General features: G+C 64.9%; 15 protein-coding genes. All 15 read right to left on the reverse strand.

From position 1 onward, the window contains the following. Window positions 1-43: 43 nt before the first annotated feature. Complete coding sequence (locus tag CFE50_RS00665; protein WP_241808240.1) at window positions 44-358, reverse strand: hypothetical protein; 315 nt, start codon at window positions 356-358, stop codon at window positions 44-46. 37 nt (window positions 359-395) lie between these two features. After that, on the reverse strand, window positions 396-1,484 hold the full coding sequence (locus tag CFE50_RS00670) for a glycosyltransferase family 4 protein (RefSeq protein WP_286729569.1): 1,089 nt from the start codon (window positions 1,482-1,484) through the stop codon (window positions 396-398). A gap of 31 nt (window positions 1,485-1,515) precedes the next feature. Beyond that, complete coding sequence (locus CFE50_RS00675; RefSeq protein WP_286729572.1) at window positions 1,516-2,763, reverse strand: glycosyltransferase family 4 protein; 1,248 nt, start codon at window positions 2,761-2,763, stop codon at window positions 1,516-1,518. Next, complete coding sequence (locus tag CFE50_RS00680) at window positions 2,760-3,758, reverse strand: glycosyltransferase (protein ID WP_286729576.1); 999 nt, start codon at window positions 3,756-3,758, stop codon at window positions 2,760-2,762. The genes CFE50_RS00675 and CFE50_RS00680 overlap by 4 nt, the downstream gene beginning before the upstream one ends. A gap of 33 nt (window positions 3,759-3,791) precedes the next feature. Next, window positions 3,792-4,322 (reverse strand): transcription/translation regulatory transformer protein RfaH, encoded by a 531-nt coding sequence (gene rfaH, locus CFE50_RS00685; protein ID WP_286729579.1) that lies wholly within the window; start codon window positions 4,320-4,322, stop codon window positions 3,792-3,794. 47 nt (window positions 4,323-4,369) lie between these two features. Next, on the reverse strand, window positions 4,370-6,583 hold the full coding sequence (locus tag CFE50_RS00690; RefSeq protein WP_027598160.1) for a polysaccharide biosynthesis tyrosine autokinase: 2,214 nt from the start codon (window positions 6,581-6,583) through the stop codon (window positions 4,370-4,372). A 57-nt stretch (window positions 6,584-6,640) separates the two neighbouring features. Beyond that, window positions 6,641-7,576: a glycosyltransferase gene (locus CFE50_RS00695; protein WP_286729581.1), complete on the reverse strand. Its 936-nt coding sequence runs from the start codon at window positions 7,574-7,576 to the stop codon at window positions 6,641-6,643. A gap of 1 nt (window position 7,577) precedes the next feature. Beyond that, the gene (locus tag CFE50_RS00700) at window positions 7,578-9,113 is read right to left on the reverse strand and encodes a lipopolysaccharide biosynthesis protein (RefSeq protein ID WP_007161386.1); all 1,536 of its coding nucleotides are present in this window, start codon (window positions 9,111-9,113) and stop codon (window positions 7,578-7,580) included. A gap of 19 nt (window positions 9,114-9,132) precedes the next feature. Then, entirely contained in the window at window positions 9,133-10,305 is a 1,173-nt protein-coding gene (locus CFE50_RS00705) for a DegT/DnrJ/EryC1/StrS family aminotransferase (RefSeq protein WP_286729584.1), read from the reverse strand. A gap of 44 nt (window positions 10,306-10,349) precedes the next feature. Then, window positions 10,350-11,729: a pyridine nucleotide-disulfide oxidoreductase gene (locus tag CFE50_RS00710; RefSeq protein WP_286729586.1), complete on the reverse strand. Its 1,380-nt coding sequence runs from the start codon at window positions 11,727-11,729 to the stop codon at window positions 10,350-10,352. A gap of 989 nt (window positions 11,730-12,718) precedes the next feature. Continuing rightward, window positions 12,719-13,411, reverse strand: a complete 693-nt coding sequence (locus tag CFE50_RS00715) for an HAD family hydrolase (protein WP_241808233.1) — start codon at window positions 13,409-13,411, stop codon at window positions 12,719-12,721. After that, window positions 13,408-14,301 carry a tyrosine recombinase XerC gene (gene xerC, locus CFE50_RS00720; protein WP_241808232.1) on the reverse strand — a complete coding sequence of 298 codons (894 nt, stop codon included), beginning with the start codon at window positions 14,299-14,301 and terminating at the stop codon, window positions 13,408-13,410. The genes CFE50_RS00715 and xerC overlap by 4 nt, the downstream gene beginning before the upstream one ends. A gap of 15 nt (window positions 14,302-14,316) precedes the next feature. After that, a complete protein-coding gene (locus CFE50_RS00725; RefSeq protein ID WP_183631806.1) occupies window positions 14,317-15,003 on the reverse strand; it encodes a DUF484 family protein in 687 nt (228 codons plus the stop codon). Continuing rightward, window positions 15,000-15,830 carry a diaminopimelate epimerase gene (gene dapF / locus CFE50_RS00730; protein WP_286729591.1) on the reverse strand — a complete coding sequence of 277 codons (831 nt, stop codon included), beginning with the start codon at window positions 15,828-15,830 and terminating at the stop codon, window positions 15,000-15,002. Before dapF ends, CFE50_RS00725 begins: the two co-directional genes overlap by 4 nt. A 10-nt stretch (window positions 15,831-15,840) precedes the next feature. Further along, window positions 15,841-17,088 carry a diaminopimelate decarboxylase gene (lysA, locus tag CFE50_RS00735; protein ID WP_027600344.1) on the reverse strand — a complete coding sequence of 416 codons (1,248 nt, stop codon included), beginning with the start codon at window positions 17,086-17,088 and terminating at the stop codon, window positions 15,841-15,843. Between the last annotated feature and the right edge of the window lie 8 nt (window positions 17,089-17,096).

Here is a 17,096-nt window from a genome sequence, read left to right on the forward strand (position 1 = left end):
CGTCTTCCTTAAGCGTGAAATGAAATCAAGTGCTGGTGCTGAATCATGGAGTGCGGGTCTTTCTGGTCACTGCATATCCCCAGGGCAGCCGGGTAATCTCGATGTCGTCCGAGGGGCTTTCGAGTTCGTGCAACTTGATGGTTGGGCTTGGTGCAAAGACGGCGTCTGTTGCAGGCGTTTCGAAACATTCGGCGTTTTCCGGGCGCTCCACGGTCTCTGCCGCGGTGGCGTCCGAGCTGCTGTGCAGCCGGTGGCAATCAGCGACCTGAAGGACGCGCCCGGACCCGCTCGAGTCGTCGAGCGTCAGGGGTACAGAGGAACCGCGCTGGCCTGCCATGGCGTTGCTTGTCTCTTCCATGAGTTCTTGATCGCTGAATTATTGTCGTGGGGTCGTTTCAGGCGGCCCTGGCCGTGGACTTGGTGGTGGTCGCCAGGGCGCTATCCAGCAGGTCGGAGACCTTTCTCGCCGAGGTCTGCCAGTTGAAGCGCTGGATGTTGGCCAGACCCTTGGCGCGAAGCGCCTCCCTGAGCGGTGCGTCCTGGAGGATGGTGCGCATCGCCCGGGTGATGCTGGCCGTCTCGTAGGGATCGAAGTAGAGGACGCTGTCCTGCAGCACTTCCGGCATGGAGGCGGTGTTTGCCGAGATCACCGGGCAGCCGCAGGCCTGGGCTTCGAGGGGCGGAATGCCGAACCCCTCGTAGAGCGACGGAAAGACGAAGGCGGTGGCCTGGCGATACTGGCGCGCCAGTTCGGCATCGTCGATGCGGCCGAGCAGCTTGACCCGCGAATCCCGGGCGGCCAGGGTCGCCAGGTCGTTCTGACCGAACACGGCGTGGCTGTCGCCGACAATGCGCAACTCGACATCCAGATCCCGCGGCAGGGCGGCGAAGGCCTCCAGCATCCGCGAGAAATTCTTGTGGTAGCTGGGCGAGGACACCGCCAGCAGATAGGGGGTGTCGGCGCGGTCGATCCGCGGCTCCAGGGTGAAGGCGTCGGCGACGGCGTTGGGCACCACCGTGATCGAGTCGCTCGGGTAGCGATAGAAGCGCGAGATCTCGTCCCGGGAGAATTCACTCACGGTGATCAGGGCATTCGAGCGCTTGAGCAGCATGGGGATCAGGCAGCGGTACGAGGTGCGGAATTTCCACGAGTAACTCTCGGGAAAGCGCACGTAGTTGATGTCGTGGTGGGTGGCGATCTGGTTGGTGTAGAGCAGCGGCGCCGTGCTGCACAGCGACAGCAGCAGGGGGCTGCCCTGGCTCTTCAGCCAGTTCGGCAGGTCCCATTGCTCCCAGCGCTGGCCCTGGCGGGTGCCGATGATCTCGATGTTCAGCCGCTTGGCCACCTCGGGCCTGACGACGCCGGGCGGCGCGACGAAGCGCAGGTCGTATCTCAGCTTCGCCAGCTCCAGCGAGATGCATTCCGCGAAGCGCTGGACGCCGCGAAGATCCTGGGTGATGAAGCGGGAATTGACGATGATCATGATTCTGCCCGTTGCCGTGACCTGGGGTGGATCAGTTGGAAAGCTGTGTGTGAGGTACGTGAAGCTGCTTGGCGGAGCCGTGTTGCGCCTTGCCCAGGACGTCTTCAAAGAGCGCCTGGTACTGGTCGAGCATGGTGTCCATGCTCAGCAGATCGGCCACCGCAGTGCGGCTCAGCAGACTCAGCCGCTGGCGCAACTCGGTATCGTCATGCAGGCACTGCAGGGCGCGGCCCAGGGAGTCGCGGTCGTCGGGATTGCAGAGCAGCCCGTTGACGCCATCGCGAACGATCTCCGGCAGACCGCCCATGCGCGCGGCGATGACCGGCTTCTGGAAGGCACAGGCCTCGACGGCGACCATGCCGAAGGGCTCGGCCCACAGCGACGGCGCGACGAAGACGTCGATGCTCCGGTAGAAGGCCTCGGGCTTCTGATAACCGACGAAGCTGACCTTCTGCGGATCGGCCATGGCCTTGAGCTGGGCTTCGTAGTCCAGCTGGCCCTTGCCGGCGATGGTCAGGGTGGCGTTGAGCGACAGCCGCTGGAACTGCTCGATCAGCCAGCCCACGCCCTTGTTTTCCGACAGGGTACCCATGTAGCCGAAGCGGACGACGCCGTCCGGACTGGGGGTCGCGGTCTCGGCATTGCTGCCGGCGATCAGGCTGGCGTTGTGGATGACCTGACGCGGAACGCCGCTGAAGTAGCCCTTGTTCACGATGGTATCCAGCAGGTACCGGCTGACCCCGACGACGGCATCCACCTTGGCGGACTGCTCGGCGTGGGGGCGGCGCAGGGCCGCGCAGCTGCCACAGAGTTTCTGGCAGCTCTGGCCCTTCTTGAACAGGGTGTTCTTCGGGCACAGCAGGTACATGTCATGCAGCACCTGCACGATGGGCACGCCGCTGGCGCGGATCTCGTCCCAGGCCGCGACCGACCAGCCGGACAGGTTGTGGCACACCACCAGATCCGGCTTTTCCTGTTGCAGCACCTGGCGCAGGGGCGCCCGCATCGCGCTGTTGTACTGGTCGCGAAAGTGCCAGCCGAAGCGCGCCAGCGGACCGGGGCGCTGCTGGGTCAGGGGCCAGTAGAAATTCTTCAGCCCGGCGCGATAGACGCGAACGTCGTTCACCGTCTCCTGCCGCACACCCTGCTCGGGACCGGTCACCAGCACGGCCACGTCGTGACCGCGCTGCTGGAAGCCTTCCACGCTGCGTTGCAGGATGAGCTCCGCGCCACCGCCCACCTGGGGCGGATAGAAGCTGTTGAGAAAGAGCAGTTTCATAGCGGATAGCTGCGGTTTATCCCCAGCGCGCCGGTTTCGCCGTCCTGGACCGCCTGCCGGATCAGCGCCAGGCGCTGACGGCTCTTGTCGTCACGGGCGAACAGCTTGAGCAGGGTGTGGAAGACGTAGCGGTTGAGGCTGTACATCGGCCGGGAGCTGGCCCAGACGTTCTTGTCGAACCAGGCCTGGTTGCGCGCGGCGTAGTAGGCGCGGAAATCCGAGCCGGCCTGCAGGTAGTTCTGGTAGACGTTGCTGGTGCCTTCCTTGATGTTCCAGGAATGCTCCAGTTCTTCGAGTTCCGCCTCGGTGACCATGAACAGCTTTCCGCCGGCCTGGGTGATGCGGTAGGTGTACTCGGTGTCGTCGGAATAGAGCACCAGCTCGCGCAGGGGCAGGCCGATGCGCTCATAGAGGCTGCGGTGGGCGAGCATGCCGCCATAGGGGGCGAAAGGCAGCTCGACCAGGGCTTCCGGCTGGCCACCGCGCGGCCGGCCCCAGGGCAGGCGGCGCCAGATCTTGTAGGGGATGCGGGCCACGTGGAAGCCGAAATAGCTCGAACGTGGCTGGGTGATCATCTTGGTCGGGATGCACTGGGCGATGTCGGCCTGCTGGGTCGGCCGGTAGCCGAGCACGGCGACCTTGTCGCGACCGTGGACGGCGCCGAGTTCGTCGAGGCGACGGTGCAGCACGTCGAGGGCATCGCCCAGGGGGGCGTTGTCGTCGTCCATCATCCAGATGTGGGTGGTATCGGTGGCCAGGGCCGCTTCCAGGGCCACGGCGTAACCGTTGGCGGAACCGGTGTTCTCGCTCAGGGCGATCACCTTGACCTGACCGGGCCAGCGGGTTTCGAGGCTATCCAGCGACACCGTCGCCGCATTGCTCACCACGATGACCTGATGAATGGTGCGCTCGGCCAGGGCGCGGGTGACGAGCTGCTCCAGGTAGCCGATGCGATTGCCGTAGGTGACGGTAACGACCGTGGTTTTGCATTGCATGAAGAGACTCTCCAAAGGGCCTTGGGTACTGGGTCAGGCGCGCAGCCGTTGGCTGACGGGGGTCGCTGCCGATAATTGCTCGAGGGCGACGCTGACCCGCTGTTCGCGCTGCAGGATGCGCAGCAGGATGATGGCTCGCTCGTTGCCATCGGCACTCAGGAACACGGCGTCCATTTCCAGCTCCTGGCTGTATTGCACCCGCACGGCCGCGCCGGGCTGGTGCGCGGGTGCAGGCTCCGCCAGGGCGGCGAGCCGCTGACGGATATCGTCGATGATGGCTTCGCTCACCGCCGTCGGCTGGGTGCCGAAGCTGACGATGCGATTGACGCCGCGCGTCGAGCGGATGGGGTACCAGTTGTCGTTCACGTCATTGAGCTGGATGAACAGGTACCCCGGGAACAGCGATTCGCTGCCGGCCGCGCGACTTCTGCCGGACGCCTTGCGCTCGCGCTGGGGCCGGAAGCAGACATAGCCCTGTCTGCTCAGGTTTTCTTCAGCGCGGGCCTCCTGATTGGGCTTGGTCTGCACCAGGTACCAGTGACCGGCGGGATGGGCGAGCGTCATGGGCGAGTTCCTTCTCTTGGGGCTATCGGTCGCGACGGAGCGGCGTATCAGGTACGGGGGCCGTATTCGTAGTAGCCGTAGACGCCATCGTCTTCCATGGACGTCGAGGCCTTGCGCTGCACGCCGTTGAGGATGGCGCCCTTGATGGTGATGCCGTTCTGGGCGAAGCGGCGACGGGAGTTCTCCACCGCCTTGAGGGTGCTCTGGCCGAAACGGGTGACCAGCAGGGTGGTGCCGGCGAGGCGACCCACCAGGGCGGCATCGGTCACCGCCAGGATCGGCGGGGTATCGATGATCACCAGGTCGTAGAGGCTGCCCACTTCGTCCAGCAGACGGGAGAAATTGGCGTGCATCAGCAGCTCCGAGGGATTCGGCGCGGCCTGACCACAGCTGATGATGTCCAGCTGGGCGATACCGCTCGGCACGATGGCTTCACGCAGCTTGCTGCGACCGGTCAGCAGCTCGGACAGGCCGGCTTGCGGCTGCAGGCCGAACACGCGGTGCAGATAGCCCTTGCGCATGTCGGCGTCGATCAGCAGCACGCGCTGACCCGACTGGGCGACCACCGCGGCGAGGTTGCTGGAGACGAAGGACTTGCCGACGCCCGGGGTCGGGCTGGAAATCATGATCACCCGGTTCTTGGCTTCCAGCATGGCGAAGTGCAGGCTGGATCTCAGGCTGCGCAGGGATTCCACCGCCAGGTTGGCCGGCTGCACCACGCTCAGCAGATTGGGTTCGCCGGTACGGGTCTTCTTCTTCAGGCGACGGTTCAGGCGCTCCTGGTCCTTGGTGAAGGGCAGGGTGGAATAGACCGGCAGGCCGATCTGCTCGACGGTGTCCGGATTCTCGATGCCCTTCTGGAAGGCCTGGCGGACGAAGACCACCACCACCGAGGTCACCAGACCCAGCAGCAGCGACAGGATCAACGCGATCTTGCGGTTGGTGGCCGGCTCGTCGAGGTTGACGTCGGCGTTGTCGACCAGGCGCACGTTGCCGATGGTGCCGGCACGGATGATGTCCTGTTCCTGGGCCTGGTTGAGCAGCAGCTGATAGGTCTGGTTGGTGACCTTCATGTCGCGGTTCAGGCGCAGCAGCTCCTGCTGGGTGCTCGGCAGGGCCTCCACCTTGCGCTGCAGGCTGCGTTTTTCCACTTCCAGCTGGGCGAGCTGGTTCAGCAGGGTCTTGTAGCTGGGGTGATCGCGGGTATAGAGGCGATCGTATTCGGCCTGCTTGAGCTTGAGCTGGGAGATAGAGGTGTCGAGGGTGACGATCTTGTCCAGGACTGCCTTGGTTTCCAGGCTGATGTCCACGGAGCGGCTGTTGGTCTGGTAGTTGTTCAGGGCCGCTTCGGCGCTTTCCAGGTCCTTGCGCACCGCCGGCAGCTGGCCACGGAGGAAGTCCAGGCGCTGGGCGGCTTCGGCCGAGCTGCGCTCGACGTTCTGCAGCACGTACAGGCGGCTGATCTCGGACAGGACGCTCTTGGCCAGATCGGGATTCTCGTCGGCCAGGGACAGGTAGATGATCCCCGACTCCTTGCCCGCTTCGCTGGTCTTGATGCGGTTCTGATAGAGCTGCGCGGTGGTGATGACGCGGTTGCGGGTCACCTTGAATTCGGTACCGGGACGCGCGGTCAGGGTCTTGATCTGCATGCGGTAGCCGTTACCGCTGGCCATCTGGCCGACCTGGCCGTCGAGCAGGGGCTGCTTGTCCTTGTCCAGCAGGCGGTAGCGACCGTTGCTGCCGGCCACCACGGTCAGCGTTTCACCGTACATGTCGTCCGGCACGTCGAACTGGAAGACGTCGATCTGTTCGCCGCCCCAGGCGAAGCCGCGCAGTTGCGGCCAGCTGTCCGCCAGCTGACCCGGCTTTTCGGCTTCGTAGTGGCGCCACAGGTAGTGGCCGATCAGCGGGAAGAAGCGCGGCTTGGCCTCGATGTCCAGGCGCAGATTCTCCACGGTCTTGGTCAGCACCGCGCGCGACTTCAGCAGCTCGATCTCGGCTACCGCCGGCGAGGCGGAGTTGGGTCGCACCACGGTCTCGGCGACCGCCGTGAGCGCATTCTTCTTGGGTTCGATCTGGATCATCGCCCCGGCGACGTATTGCGGAGTCGACAGCACGGCATAGGTGATGCCCACGGCCAGAAAACCCGCGGTGATGCCCGCGATCAGCTTCTTGTGATCAAGAAGCGTGAGGGCCATCGTCTTGAGGTCCAGATGTTGTTCTTCGTGTTGTTCGAACGAAGAGCGCTGCATGACGGTCATTGGGGTCCCTTCCTTTTAGCTGGATACAGCGCAGCCGGAAAACTGCTCTGCGTAAGTTCAGTAGGTGACGCGCTTGGGGGCGAAGCGTCGGCCGATGTTGAGGGTGATGTTGCTTACCGCCCGCAGGAGCGCCTTGACCTTCTGCGTCGGCGGAATCGAGGACAGCGAAAGACTCAGGACCTGGCGCAGGAAGAAGACATGCAGGTCGCGTTCGCCCAGCCGGTAGTAGTAGTTGGCCAGGCAGTACTGGGTGTGGAGATCCATCTGCAGGCGCTTCTGGCTGGCGCGCATGGAAAAGATCCCGCCCTCGTGCACGCGGTAGGCGGCGGGGCGGATCTCGTCCATGAACTTGCCCTTGCCGTGGGCACCCAGCAGCGACCACCAGACGATGTCCATGAGCGCGGCGGTTTCCAGCTCCGGCGGCAGTTCGCGCAGGATGTTGCGGAAGCAGGCGGTCAGGGTCGACAGCGGCAGAGCCTTCTTCAGGTCGGTTTCGCTGCGATCGTAGTGATCCTGGCCATTGAACCGCTGCGGATTGACGATCCCCGTGCTGTTGAAGGCATAGGAGGCGTGGAAGGTCAGGGCGTAGTCCCGGTTGTTCTCCAGGAAGTCCACCTGCAGCTGCAGCTTGCGCGGATCGTTCCAGTAGTCGTCGCCTTCGCAATAGGCGATGTAGTCGCCGCGGGCGTGCTGGAACACCGGCATGCCATAGGGCTTGCCCTGGCTGTACTGGTTTTCCTTTTGCAGGATCAGGCGGATCAGCCGGGGGTAGCGGCGCTCGTAGTCCTGGAGGATTTCCCGGGTGCCATCGGTCGAGGCGTCGTCGTTGACGATGATCTCGAAGGGGAAATCGGTCTGCTGGCGCAGGAAGCCGTCGATGGCCTGGCCGATGTAATCACGATGGTTGAAGGTCAGGCAGACGATGCTGGCGACCGGCCGACTGCAATTCGTCGGCCAGTGCTTCATGATCTCTGCTTCGGTCCGAGCGTCCATGTCAGATACCTGCTTTGTAGAGTTGGGAAAACAGGCGCGAGCGGGTCTGTTTCGGAGAACAGAGCACGTAGCTCAGCGCCATCAGCACCAGGGTCAGGCCACCGCCCAGGGCGAGGGTGGCCAGGATGGAGAACCGCTCCTGCGGTTGAATCTCTTGGTACAGCAGCTTGCTCAGGCCCACGCCGATGGCGGTCACCACCACGGCCACCAGCAGATCCTGGTTCCAGTAGCGCTGCAGATTCGGCGCGAAGCGGCCGTGGACGATCATCGGCCAGATCACGAAGGGGATCAGGCGCATGAAGAACCAGGCCAGCGCCGCGCCATAGGCGCCGTAGTGCAGGACCACCAGGATCACGATGGGCACCGAGATGGCCGCCGATACCAGGCTGTACCAGACGTGCAGGCGCAACTTGCCGTAGGCGTACTGCAGGTAGAACTGGAACTGGCTGAGGGCGAGCAGCGCCGAGCCCAGGGCGTACCAGAACAGGATCGGCTCGCTCCAGTGGGCGGAGACCTTGTCGCCGGTCCAGGCGAAGACCAGCGCCTCGCCATGGAAGGCCACCATGGCCGCCAGCGGCAGCAGGATGGCGAAGGCGAAGCGTGCCGCGTTGCGATAGAGCCGCTCCAGTTCGAGCGGCTTGTCCTGGGACACCAGCACCGTCATGCGTGGCAACAGCGCCTGCACCAGCGGATTGGTCAGGGTCACGATGCCGGTGGAGATCAGCGCCACCAGGCTGAAGTAGCCGTACTCGGCCAGGGGCAGCGCCTTGGACAGCACCAGCTTGTCGAGCTGGGTCAGGGCGATCCACAGGATCGAGGTAAAGGACATGCTCAGGGCGAAGGGCACGATGGGCTTGACCCGCTGCCAGTCGAAGCCGCTCCACCAGGTGGGGTTGGGCAGCAGGCGATAGGCCTTGAGCGCATAGACCAGCATCTCGAACACGGCGACGAAGGCCTGGAACACGAAGAAGTCCAGCGGCTCCTGGGAAATCCACATCACCAGGACCAGGCCGCCGAAGTAGCGCACCGTGGCGATCAGCACGTTGACCATGTTCAGCCAGCCGTGCAGCTCGACCCCCTGGACGCCGCTCTTGTACAGCGTCGACAGCAGGCGGAAGGCGATCATCAGCCCCATCAGGCCGATGCAGTGGGCCACGGTTTCCGTGGGCAGGCCCTGGACGTTGAGCCAGTGCCCCGCCATCCACTCCGCATTCAGCTCGATGGCGACGAAGGCCAGGGTCGCCAGGGGGATGAAGATGAATTCCAGCGAGCGCAGCAGCTGGCCGCGGGTACGCCCGGCGCCGGTCTGGCCGCGGCCGTGGGCGACGTCGCGGACCAGCGAGGCGGAAATGCCGACGTCGAGGAGTTGCAGCCAGGTCTGCAGCACGGCGAAGAAGCCGATCAGACCATAGGTTTCGGCACCCAGATGACCGAGATACATCGGCTGGATCAAGATGCCGATCAGCAGCGCATAGGCTTGGCCGGCATAGTTGATCAGGGTGTTGCGCAACACCGACACTTTCGCGGGACTGGTCATGGGAGATAGCGGGCCAGGGTCAAGTTAGAACAGGAGAGGAGTCGCCGGGAAAATCCCAGCTCGGCAGCAGCTGTGCCGGGGTGATGAGTGCCCGCAGGGATTCCATGCTGGTCTTTTTCTGCTGCGCGAGGAGCAGGGTGTCGATCAGCAGGTCCTGGGTCGCCTGCGGCAGGTCCGGATAGAGCGGCACGCAGAGGATGCGGTGACTCAGCTTGCGCGAGACCGGCTTGATCGCCTGGGGCTGCAGGTAATCCAGGGTTTCCAGCGACGGATAGAAGTAGCGGCGCGGATTGATGCCGACGGCGTTGAGCGCCTTCTTGGTGTCCAGCAGGCTCGGCTCGTCGCGCAGGGCCACCGGGAAGTAGCTGTAGTTCAGCTGGGTCCCGTAGGTGGGGCGCTGCAGGTCGAAGGCGCCCTGCAGGCGTCTTTCATAGTGCTGACCGATGACGGCGCGGCGGGCCAGGATGTCTTCCAGCTCGTCGAGGATGCACAGCCCCATGGCCGCGGAGACCTCGTTGAGCTTGGCGTTGATGCCCACGCCTTCGATGCGTTCGGCATCGACGATGCCGAAGTTGATCATGCGGCGAACGCGCTCGGCGAGTTCGTCGTCTTCGGTGATGATCGCGCCGCCTTCGATGGTGTGGAACAGCTTGGTGGCGTGGAAGCTGACGGTGGTGATGTCGCCCCACTGCAGTACCGAGCGGCCTTCGAACAGGGTGCCGAAGGCATGGGCGCCGTCGTAGACGACCTTCAGGCCGTGGCGCTGGGCGACCTGCTGCAGGCCGCGGACATCGCAGGGATTGCCGAACACATGGGTGGCGACGATGGCCGAGGTGTCAGGCTCGATGGCGGCTTCGACGTTGGCCGGATCCAGGTTCCAGGTTTCCGGGTGGATGTCGGCGAACACCGGCCGGATCCCTTCCCAGTGCAGGGTGCTGGTGGTGGCGACAAAGCTGAACGGCGTGGTGATGGCACTGCCGGTCAGGCCCAGGGCGCGATAGGCGACCTGCAGGGCCAGGGTACCGTTGTTGACCAGGATGATGTTTCTGACGCCCAGATAGTCGCGCAGGCGTTCTTCGAGTTGCGCGTGCAGAGGGCCCTGGTTAGTGATCCAGTTGTTGGTGTAGATCTTGTCGATATACGCCTTGAAGCGTTCCTTATCGCCAAGGTAGGGCTTGGTCACATTGATCATGATCCGGTACCTGCTTATCGAGTCCTTGATACGTGTCGGTTCGGTCAAGCGTGTTCGGCGACCGGGCTGGCCGATTGCCGGAAGAGGGCGCCGGGCCTGTCCAGGCGCTCCAGAACCGACTCCAGGGCCTCGCGACTGGCATCGTTGTGGAACTGCCAGACCCCGTAGATGCGTCCGGAAAAGGACGCTTCGCTGCCCAGGCGGGGATCCACCGCCAATCCCGAGCCCAGGCCGAACAGGTGCAGGCCCTTGAGGCGCTGGCCGTGCTGGTCCAGCGGACTGCCGGCGGCGTCGGAGTCCAGGCCGCCGCGCAGGGTGCGCAGGGTCAGCGGCCGGCCGTCCTGGCAGCGCAGCTCGGGCACTATGGGTTGGTAACCCATGCCCTGGACCAGCAGGGCGGCGCTGTCGAACAGCGTCTGGGCGCTGGCGAGACGTTCGGCGCGGCCATCCAGCTGCAGCGTCCTGACCTTGACCGGGGTGCCGCCGATGCCCTGACCGGCAAGGACCTGGCGACCGATCTCGTGGGCGCGGTAGCGCAGTCCGCCGGAACGGTTGACCCGCTTGGAAATGGGGCAGATGTCCTGGATCGGGTCGAAGTCGTAGCCGGCGGCCAGGGCTTCGGCGGCGGTCTCGTAGAACAGCCGGATCGGCGAGCGATGGACCAGGGTCAGCTCGCGCAGACCATCGTGGTGCAGGGCGCTGGCCAGGTTGTCCAGGGCGGAAAAGGCACTGTGGGAGCCGCCGACCACGCAGATCGGACCGCCATCCTTGAGGCGTGCCCGATAGCGCTGGCGCAGGGCCTCGGGTTGCAGGCGCAGCAGATTGTCGGAGCTGTCGATCGAGGCGCTCTGGGGCAGCTGCAGACCCATGGCCTGGATGCTTTCCTCGAAGCTGTGGCGGGTCTGCTTGCCGCCCAGGTTGAGGACCAGGCTGGAGGTGCGGACGCGGCGGATGGCGCCGGCCTGTTCCAGCCAGACGACATAGCTCGAGCCTTCGCAGGTCACTTCGGTGATGCGGGTCTGGCGCCAGGTGGGGATGCCGTACTGGCGTTCGAGCCAGGGCAGGACCAGGCCGGCGGCCTGCTGGAAGAGCTGGCCGACGATGGGCAGCGCCGGCGCTTCCTGGGAATTCAGCTTGAGGTGGCGAAAGGTCGGCGAGGCCTGCAGCGGGGCCAGGATGGGCGCCAGCAGGGGATCGCGCAGGCAGTCCAGAAAGACGTCGCTGACCGAGTTGGCGATGATCTGATAGTCACCCAGCTTGCCGGCGCCGAGTTCGGTCCCGGCATCGACGATGATGGTGCCGGCCTGGGCCAGTTGCTCCAGGGCGCCACGCTTGATGGCATTGAACAGGAATCCCAGGCCCGCCGGACCGGCGCCGCCAATTAGACATCCTAATGTCGATTCCGATAGATCATTCCTTGCCATCGGGGCATCCTCTCTGTGCGCAATCGGGGCGCAATTAACGTGGTAGAAACTGGCTTTCGCAGTGCCCGGCAGTCAGCAAGAAATACAAGAGATCGTTTTAATCTTTATTGATTGAATGACCGTCTGATGAACGTCGGTCAGTAACTGTGCCAGCCATTGCCGGTAATTAATTCGCAAGTATCGGCGCCGGGTTAACAGCAACTTGCTCACGGCCATCTGCCGAAGACTTTTCGATCTTTACCCGAGGATCCGGGCCACACTGCGTGTCGCGTGAAGGTGCCGAAGTTCGTTTGGCTGGGCAGCCACCCGCCCGCCTGTTTCAGGCAAGACTGAAGTGGCAAGCACGAAAAGAGTTAAGTCCAGTTCAGGTGACATCCATGTAGTCCTGCAGGTGCTCGCTGGCACGGTGATCGTCCCCTGCTGTCCAGTGCCTGGGCATGGCTACCGCACAGGTTTGCCGTGTCTTGGGTGGTAACCGGTCCGATCGGGACATGGCTACCGCACGGGTTTGCACCTGGACGGGATGAACAGAGGGTTATTTACCGATATCAAGACCCGACAACGCAGAAGACAGGAACTTGAGAAGCCATCGGCGAGACGCAGAGGAGGGGGAGGTAATGCTGTCTTCCCTGACCTGTACGGCAGCAGGTTCAGCGCGCAATCCCAGCGCTACTTCGAACCTGGGGCAATGATTGTCAAAAGGGTTTGGACTGTCAACGCGAGGTCCGGACGGGAAATCCGGGCAGCGAGACCGCTATTAATGCCGTTGATCCGGGTGAATCGGCGGCCAAATGAGGTGTGCTTGGCAAAAAAACGGCCGACTCCGAAGCTTTTGGTGAAGGGGGTCGCAAAGCCTCTGCCAGGCAAGGCAACAAATGTGACGAATATTTTGGCGATTGGTTAACAGAACCAAGGGCGCTAGTAGACGGCTGGCGCGCGGAAATAAATCAGCCTTTCCCTATTTAGTATTGCTAATTTTTTCCGCTGGCTCACCAGCCTGCCAGTACGGCGGGAAGCTCGCTCAGGCTGCGGACCTCCGCATCCGGCTGGCCAGGGCCCTGCCAGGGATGCTGCAGGGGATTGAACCAGACGGCGCGAATGCCGGCGCGCTGCGCGCCCTGGACGTCATCCACGGGGTTATCGCCCACGTGCACGGTGGCCGCGGCGGGAATGCCGGTGAGGCGCAGCGCTTCGCGAAAGGGCGTGGGATCGGGTTTGCCGACGCCCAGCTGCTCGGCATTCAGGGCGAAGCGGAAATAGTCGGCCAGGCCGATGGTCTGGACGTCCGCATTGCCATTGGTCAGCACCCCCAGGGTGTAGCGATCGGCCAGTTGCTCCAGGGTGGGATGGACGTCGTCGAACAGGGTGACCTGCTGGCGGGCGGCCAGATAGACCGCGAAGCCCGCTTCGGCCAGCTGCGCGGCCTCGGGTTCGCCATAGCCGGCATCGAGCAGTGCCTGATGGATGACCCGGCGGCGCAGCTCGCTGACCCGGTGCCTGAGACCGGCGTCCTCTTGCAGCAGGCGATCGCGAATTGCCCAGAGGTGCTCGACCGGAACGCTGCCCAGTCGCGGCGCGGAGGCGGCGAACCAGTCGCGCAGCAGGGCTTCGGCGGAGTGGATGACCGGGGCGATCTCCCAGAGGGTGTCGTCGAGGTCGAAGGTCACGAGGCGAATCGTCATCGGCTGGCCTTGCGCTTGGCGCGGGGGTGCGCCTTGTCATAGACCTCGGCGAGCTGGCCGAAGTCCAGGTGGGTGTAGATCTGGGTGGTGGCGATGTCGGCATGGCCGAGCAGCTCCTGGACCGCGCGCAGATCGCCAGAGGCGCTGAGCATGTGGCTGGCGAAGCTGTGCCTGAGCATGTGCGGATGCAGGTGCTGGCCCAGTTCGCGCACGCCGGCCTCGCGCACCCGCAGCTGTATCGCGCGGGGCGTCAGGCGCAGACCGCGCTGGCCGATGAACAGGGCGTCGTCACGCGGTGCGGTCTGGAGCCGGATCTTGAGCCAGGTCTCCAGGGCGTCGCGGGCCTTGCTGCCGATGGGCAGCACCCGCTCCTTGTTGCCCTTGCCGCGCACCTGGACCAGGCCCTGGGCCAGGTCCACATCCGCCAGGTCCAGCCCTACCAGCTCGGACAGCCGCAGCCCGGAGCTGTAGAACAGCTCCAGCAGGGCCTGGTCGCGCAGGGCGAGGAAATCGTCCTCCACGGCGCCGTCGAGCAACTGCATGGAGCGGTCGACATCGAGCACCTTGGGCAGGGCCTTCTGCGCCTTGGGCGGCGAGAGGCCATGAGCCGGGTCCTGGCTGCAGTGGCCCTCGCGGATCAGGTAGAGATAGAAGCCGCGACAGGCCGACAGCAGCCGCGCCAGGCTGCGGCTGGAAGCGCCGGCCCGGTGCAGCTGGGCGATCAGGGCGCGCAGGCGCCGACTGTCCAGGCCGCCCCAGTCGCTCAGGCCTTCGGCTTCGGCGAAGCTCAGCAGCTTGCGCAGGTCGCGCCGGTAGCCGTCGAGGGTGTGGGGCGAAACCTGGCGTTCCAGGCGCAGGTGGTCGAGATAGGCATCGAGCTGGACCTGCATGCTCCGCTCCCGGGCTCAGCGCACCGTACGCAAGGGGACGGGAAAGCGCGGCAGGACCCGCGCCAGGACTTCCGCCACATGGCTGAGGAACAGGGTGCCCAGGCTGCTGCGATAGTGCTGGGGATCAGGACTGCCGATCGCCAGGACGCCATGCAGACCCTGGTGGGAGAGGGCGGCGACGGCGGCGGAGCCGACCTCTTCCTTGGCCGAGTCACCGAACAGGAAGGCCAGTTCGTGGGCGCGCAGGACGCCGCTGGTGGTCTTCTCGCCGCCCAGCAGACCACCGATCACCTTTTGCGCCTCGGCGGGGGTGACGCTGCGGCCGACCGGCAGGGGATGCTCGTGGAACAGGATGAGGCCGACGTAGGGCACCTTGAATTCATGGCGCAGGCTGTCTTCGACGGTGCCTATCACCTCTTCCAGGCTGTTGGCGTCCAGCAGGCCGATGATCAGGCGGCGGGTCTTGTCGAACAGCCGGTCGTTGTCCCGCGCCACGTCCATCAGGTGGGTCAGGCGATGGCGCATCTCGCCGTTGCGATCGCGCAACAGACCGAGTTGCCGCTCGACCAGGGAGATGGCGGTACCCCGCTGATGGGGCACGCGCATCTCCGCCAGCAGCTCTTCGCGATCGGCGAAGAAGTGCGGATGGTCCAGCAGCCAGTCGGCGATCTGGTCCGCGGTCAGTTCGGGGGTGTCGCTCATACTCTTACCTGGCCTTCGTAGACACGGGTGGCCGGACCGGTCATGAGCACCGATTGACCGACGCCGTCCCACTCGATGTTGAGCAGGCCGCCCGGCAATTCGATGCTCACCGGCGATTTCAGCCAGCCCTGGCGGATACCGGCTACCGCAGCGGCGCAGGCACCGGTGCCGCAGGCGCGGGTTTCGCCGACACCGCGTTCCCAGACCCGCAGGCGGGCGCGCTGGGCGTCGATGACCTGCAGGAAGCCGATATTGGCCTTTTGCGGAAAGCGCGGATGGCATTCCAGCTTGGGCCCGAGGGTCAGTACCGGCGCCTGGTCGACGTCGGCGACGCGCAGCACGCCATGGGGATTGCCCATGGAGACCACCGCCAGCTCGACCGTCTCGCCTTCGACCTGGACGGCATGACTCAGGGTCTCCGTCTCGGCGATGAAGGGGATCTCGGCCGCCTGCAGGCGCGGTGCGCCCATGTCGACACGGACCTGGCCATCGCCCTTGAGCAGCAGCTCGATGATGCCGCCCTTGGTTTCGACGCGGATCTGCTTCTTGACCGTCAGGCGCTTGTCGAAGACGAAGCGGGCGAAGCAGCGGGCACCGTTGCCGCACTGTTCGACCTCGGAGCCATCGGCGTTGAAGATGCGATAGCGAAAGTCCACGTCCGGGGTGCTGGGGGTCTCGACGATCAGCAGCTGGTCGAAGCCGACCCCGGTCTTGCGGTCACCCCACAGACGGACGTGCTTGGGCTGGATGTGCGCGTGCTGGCTGATCAGGTCGAGGACCATGAAGTCGTTGCCCAGACCGTGCATCTTGGTGAAGCGCAGTTGCATGGAACTCCCCTCAGGCCGGCAGCCGGCTCTCGCCTGCGAAGAGTTCTTCCAGCGTCTCGCGCCGACGGACCAGGTGCGCCTGGTCGCCATCCACCATCACCTCGGCCGCACGGCCACGGGTGTTGTAGTTGGAACTCATGGTGAAGCCATAGGCCCCGGCGGAGCGGATGGCCAGCAGATCGCCTTCGGCCAGGACCAGCTCGCGGTCCTTGGCGAGGAAGTCGCCGGTCTCGCAGATGGGGCCGACCAGGTCGTAGCGGCGGGCATCGCCCTGGCGCGCGGTCACCGGCTCCACCGCCATCCAGGCCTGGTACAGCGCCGGACGGATCAGGTCGTTCATCGCCGCATCGACGATGGCGAAGTCCTTGTGGGCGGTGTGCTTGAGGTACTCCACGCGGGTCAGCAGGACACCGGCGTTGGCCACGATGAAGCGGCCGGGTTCGAACACCAGGGTCAGGTTGCGCCCGGCGATGCGCTCGCGGATGGCCTGGATATAGTCGCCGGCCAGCGGCGGCTGCTCGTCGCGATAGCGCACGCCCAGGCCGCCACCGAGGTCCAGATGGCGCAGCACGATACCGCGCTCGGCGAGGCGGTCGATCAGCGCCAGCAGGCGGTCGAGGGCGTCGAGGAAGGGCGGCAGGGTGGTGAGCTGGGAGCCGATGTGGCAGTCCACCCCGAGGATGTCCAGGTTGGGCAGTTCGGCGGCGCGGGCGTAGACCGCCTCGGCGTCGGCGATGTCGATGCCGAACTTGTTTTCCTTGAGACCGGTGGAGATGTAGGGATGGGTACCGGCGTCGACGTCGGGATTGACCCGCAACGAGATCGGCGCGACCACACCCAGCTCCGCGGCTACCTGTTGCAGCCGTTCCAGCTCGTCGGTGGATTCGACGTTGAAGCAGTGCACGCCCACTTCCAGGGCGCGGCGCATGTCGTCGCGGGTCTTGCCGACCCCGGAGAACACCACCCGGTGCGGATCGCCACCGGCGGCCAGGACGCGCTCCAGTTCACCACGGGAAACGATGTCGAAGCCGGCGCCGAGGCGGGCCAGGACATTGAGCACGCCGAGGTTGGAGTTGGCCTTGACGGCAAAGCAGACCAGGTGCGGCAGACCGGCCAGCGCATCGGTATAGGCGCGGTACTGGCCCTCGATGTGCGCTCGCGAGTAGACGTAGGCGGGGGTGCCGAATTCCTGCGCCACGGCGCTCAGGGCTACCCCCTCCGCATGCAGTTCACCTGCACGGACAGCGAAGACTTCCATGGTGGCTC

It is taken from the genome of Pseudomonas sp. PGPPP4, assembly GCF_002256045.1.
GTDB classification, from domain to species: Bacteria; Pseudomonadota; Gammaproteobacteria; order Pseudomonadales; family Pseudomonadaceae; genus Chryseomonas; species Chryseomonas oryzihabitans.

Excerpts from the sequence above, each read along its gene's own strand:
- CFE50_RS00690 (WP_027598160.1), bottom strand. The coding sequence starts at position 6,583 with ATGACCGTCATGCAGCGCTCTTCGTTCGAACAACACGAAGAACAACAT.
- xerC (WP_241808232.1), bottom strand. The coding sequence starts at position 14,301 with ATGCAGGTCCAGCTCGATGCCTATCTCGACCACCTGCGCCTGGAACGC.
- CFE50_RS00700 (WP_007161386.1), bottom strand. The coding sequence starts at position 9,113 with ATGACCAGTCCCGCGAAAGTGTCGGTGTTGCGCAACACCCTGATCAAC.
- CFE50_RS00665 (WP_241808240.1), bottom strand. The coding sequence starts at position 358 with ATGGAAGAGACAAGCAACGCCATGGCAGGCCAGCGCGGTTCCTCTGTA.
- CFE50_RS00705 (WP_286729584.1), bottom strand. The coding sequence starts at position 10,305 with ATGATCAATGTGACCAAGCCCTACCTTGGCGATAAGGAACGCTTCAAG.
- CFE50_RS00680 (WP_286729576.1), bottom strand. The coding sequence starts at position 3,758 with ATGCAATGCAAAACCACGGTCGTTACCGTCACCTACGGCAATCGCATC.
- CFE50_RS00715 (WP_241808233.1), bottom strand. The coding sequence starts at position 13,411 with ATGACGATTCGCCTCGTGACCTTCGACCTCGACGACACCCTCTGGGAG.
- CFE50_RS00725 (WP_183631806.1), bottom strand. The coding sequence starts at position 15,003 with ATGAGCGACACCCCCGAACTGACCGCGGACCAGATCGCCGACTGGCTG.
- CFE50_RS00695 (WP_286729581.1), bottom strand. The coding sequence starts at position 7,576 with ATGGACGCTCGGACCGAAGCAGAGATCATGAAGCACTGGCCGACGAAT.
- CFE50_RS00670 (WP_286729569.1), bottom strand. The coding sequence starts at position 1,484 with ATGATCATCGTCAATTCCCGCTTCATCACCCAGGATCTTCGCGGCGTC.
- lysA (WP_027600344.1), bottom strand. The coding sequence starts at position 17,088 with ATGGAAGTCTTCGCTGTCCGTGCAGGTGAACTGCATGCGGAGGGGGTA.
- CFE50_RS00675 (WP_286729572.1), bottom strand. The coding sequence starts at position 2,763 with ATGAAACTGCTCTTTCTCAACAGCTTCTATCCGCCCCAGGTGGGCGGT.
- dapF (WP_286729591.1), bottom strand. The coding sequence starts at position 15,830 with ATGCAACTGCGCTTCACCAAGATGCACGGTCTGGGCAACGACTTCATG.
- CFE50_RS00710 (WP_286729586.1), bottom strand. The coding sequence starts at position 11,729 with ATGGCAAGGAATGATCTATCGGAATCGACATTAGGATGTCTAATTGGC.
- rfaH (WP_286729579.1), bottom strand. The coding sequence starts at position 4,322 with ATGACGCTCGCCCATCCCGCCGGTCACTGGTACCTGGTGCAGACCAAG.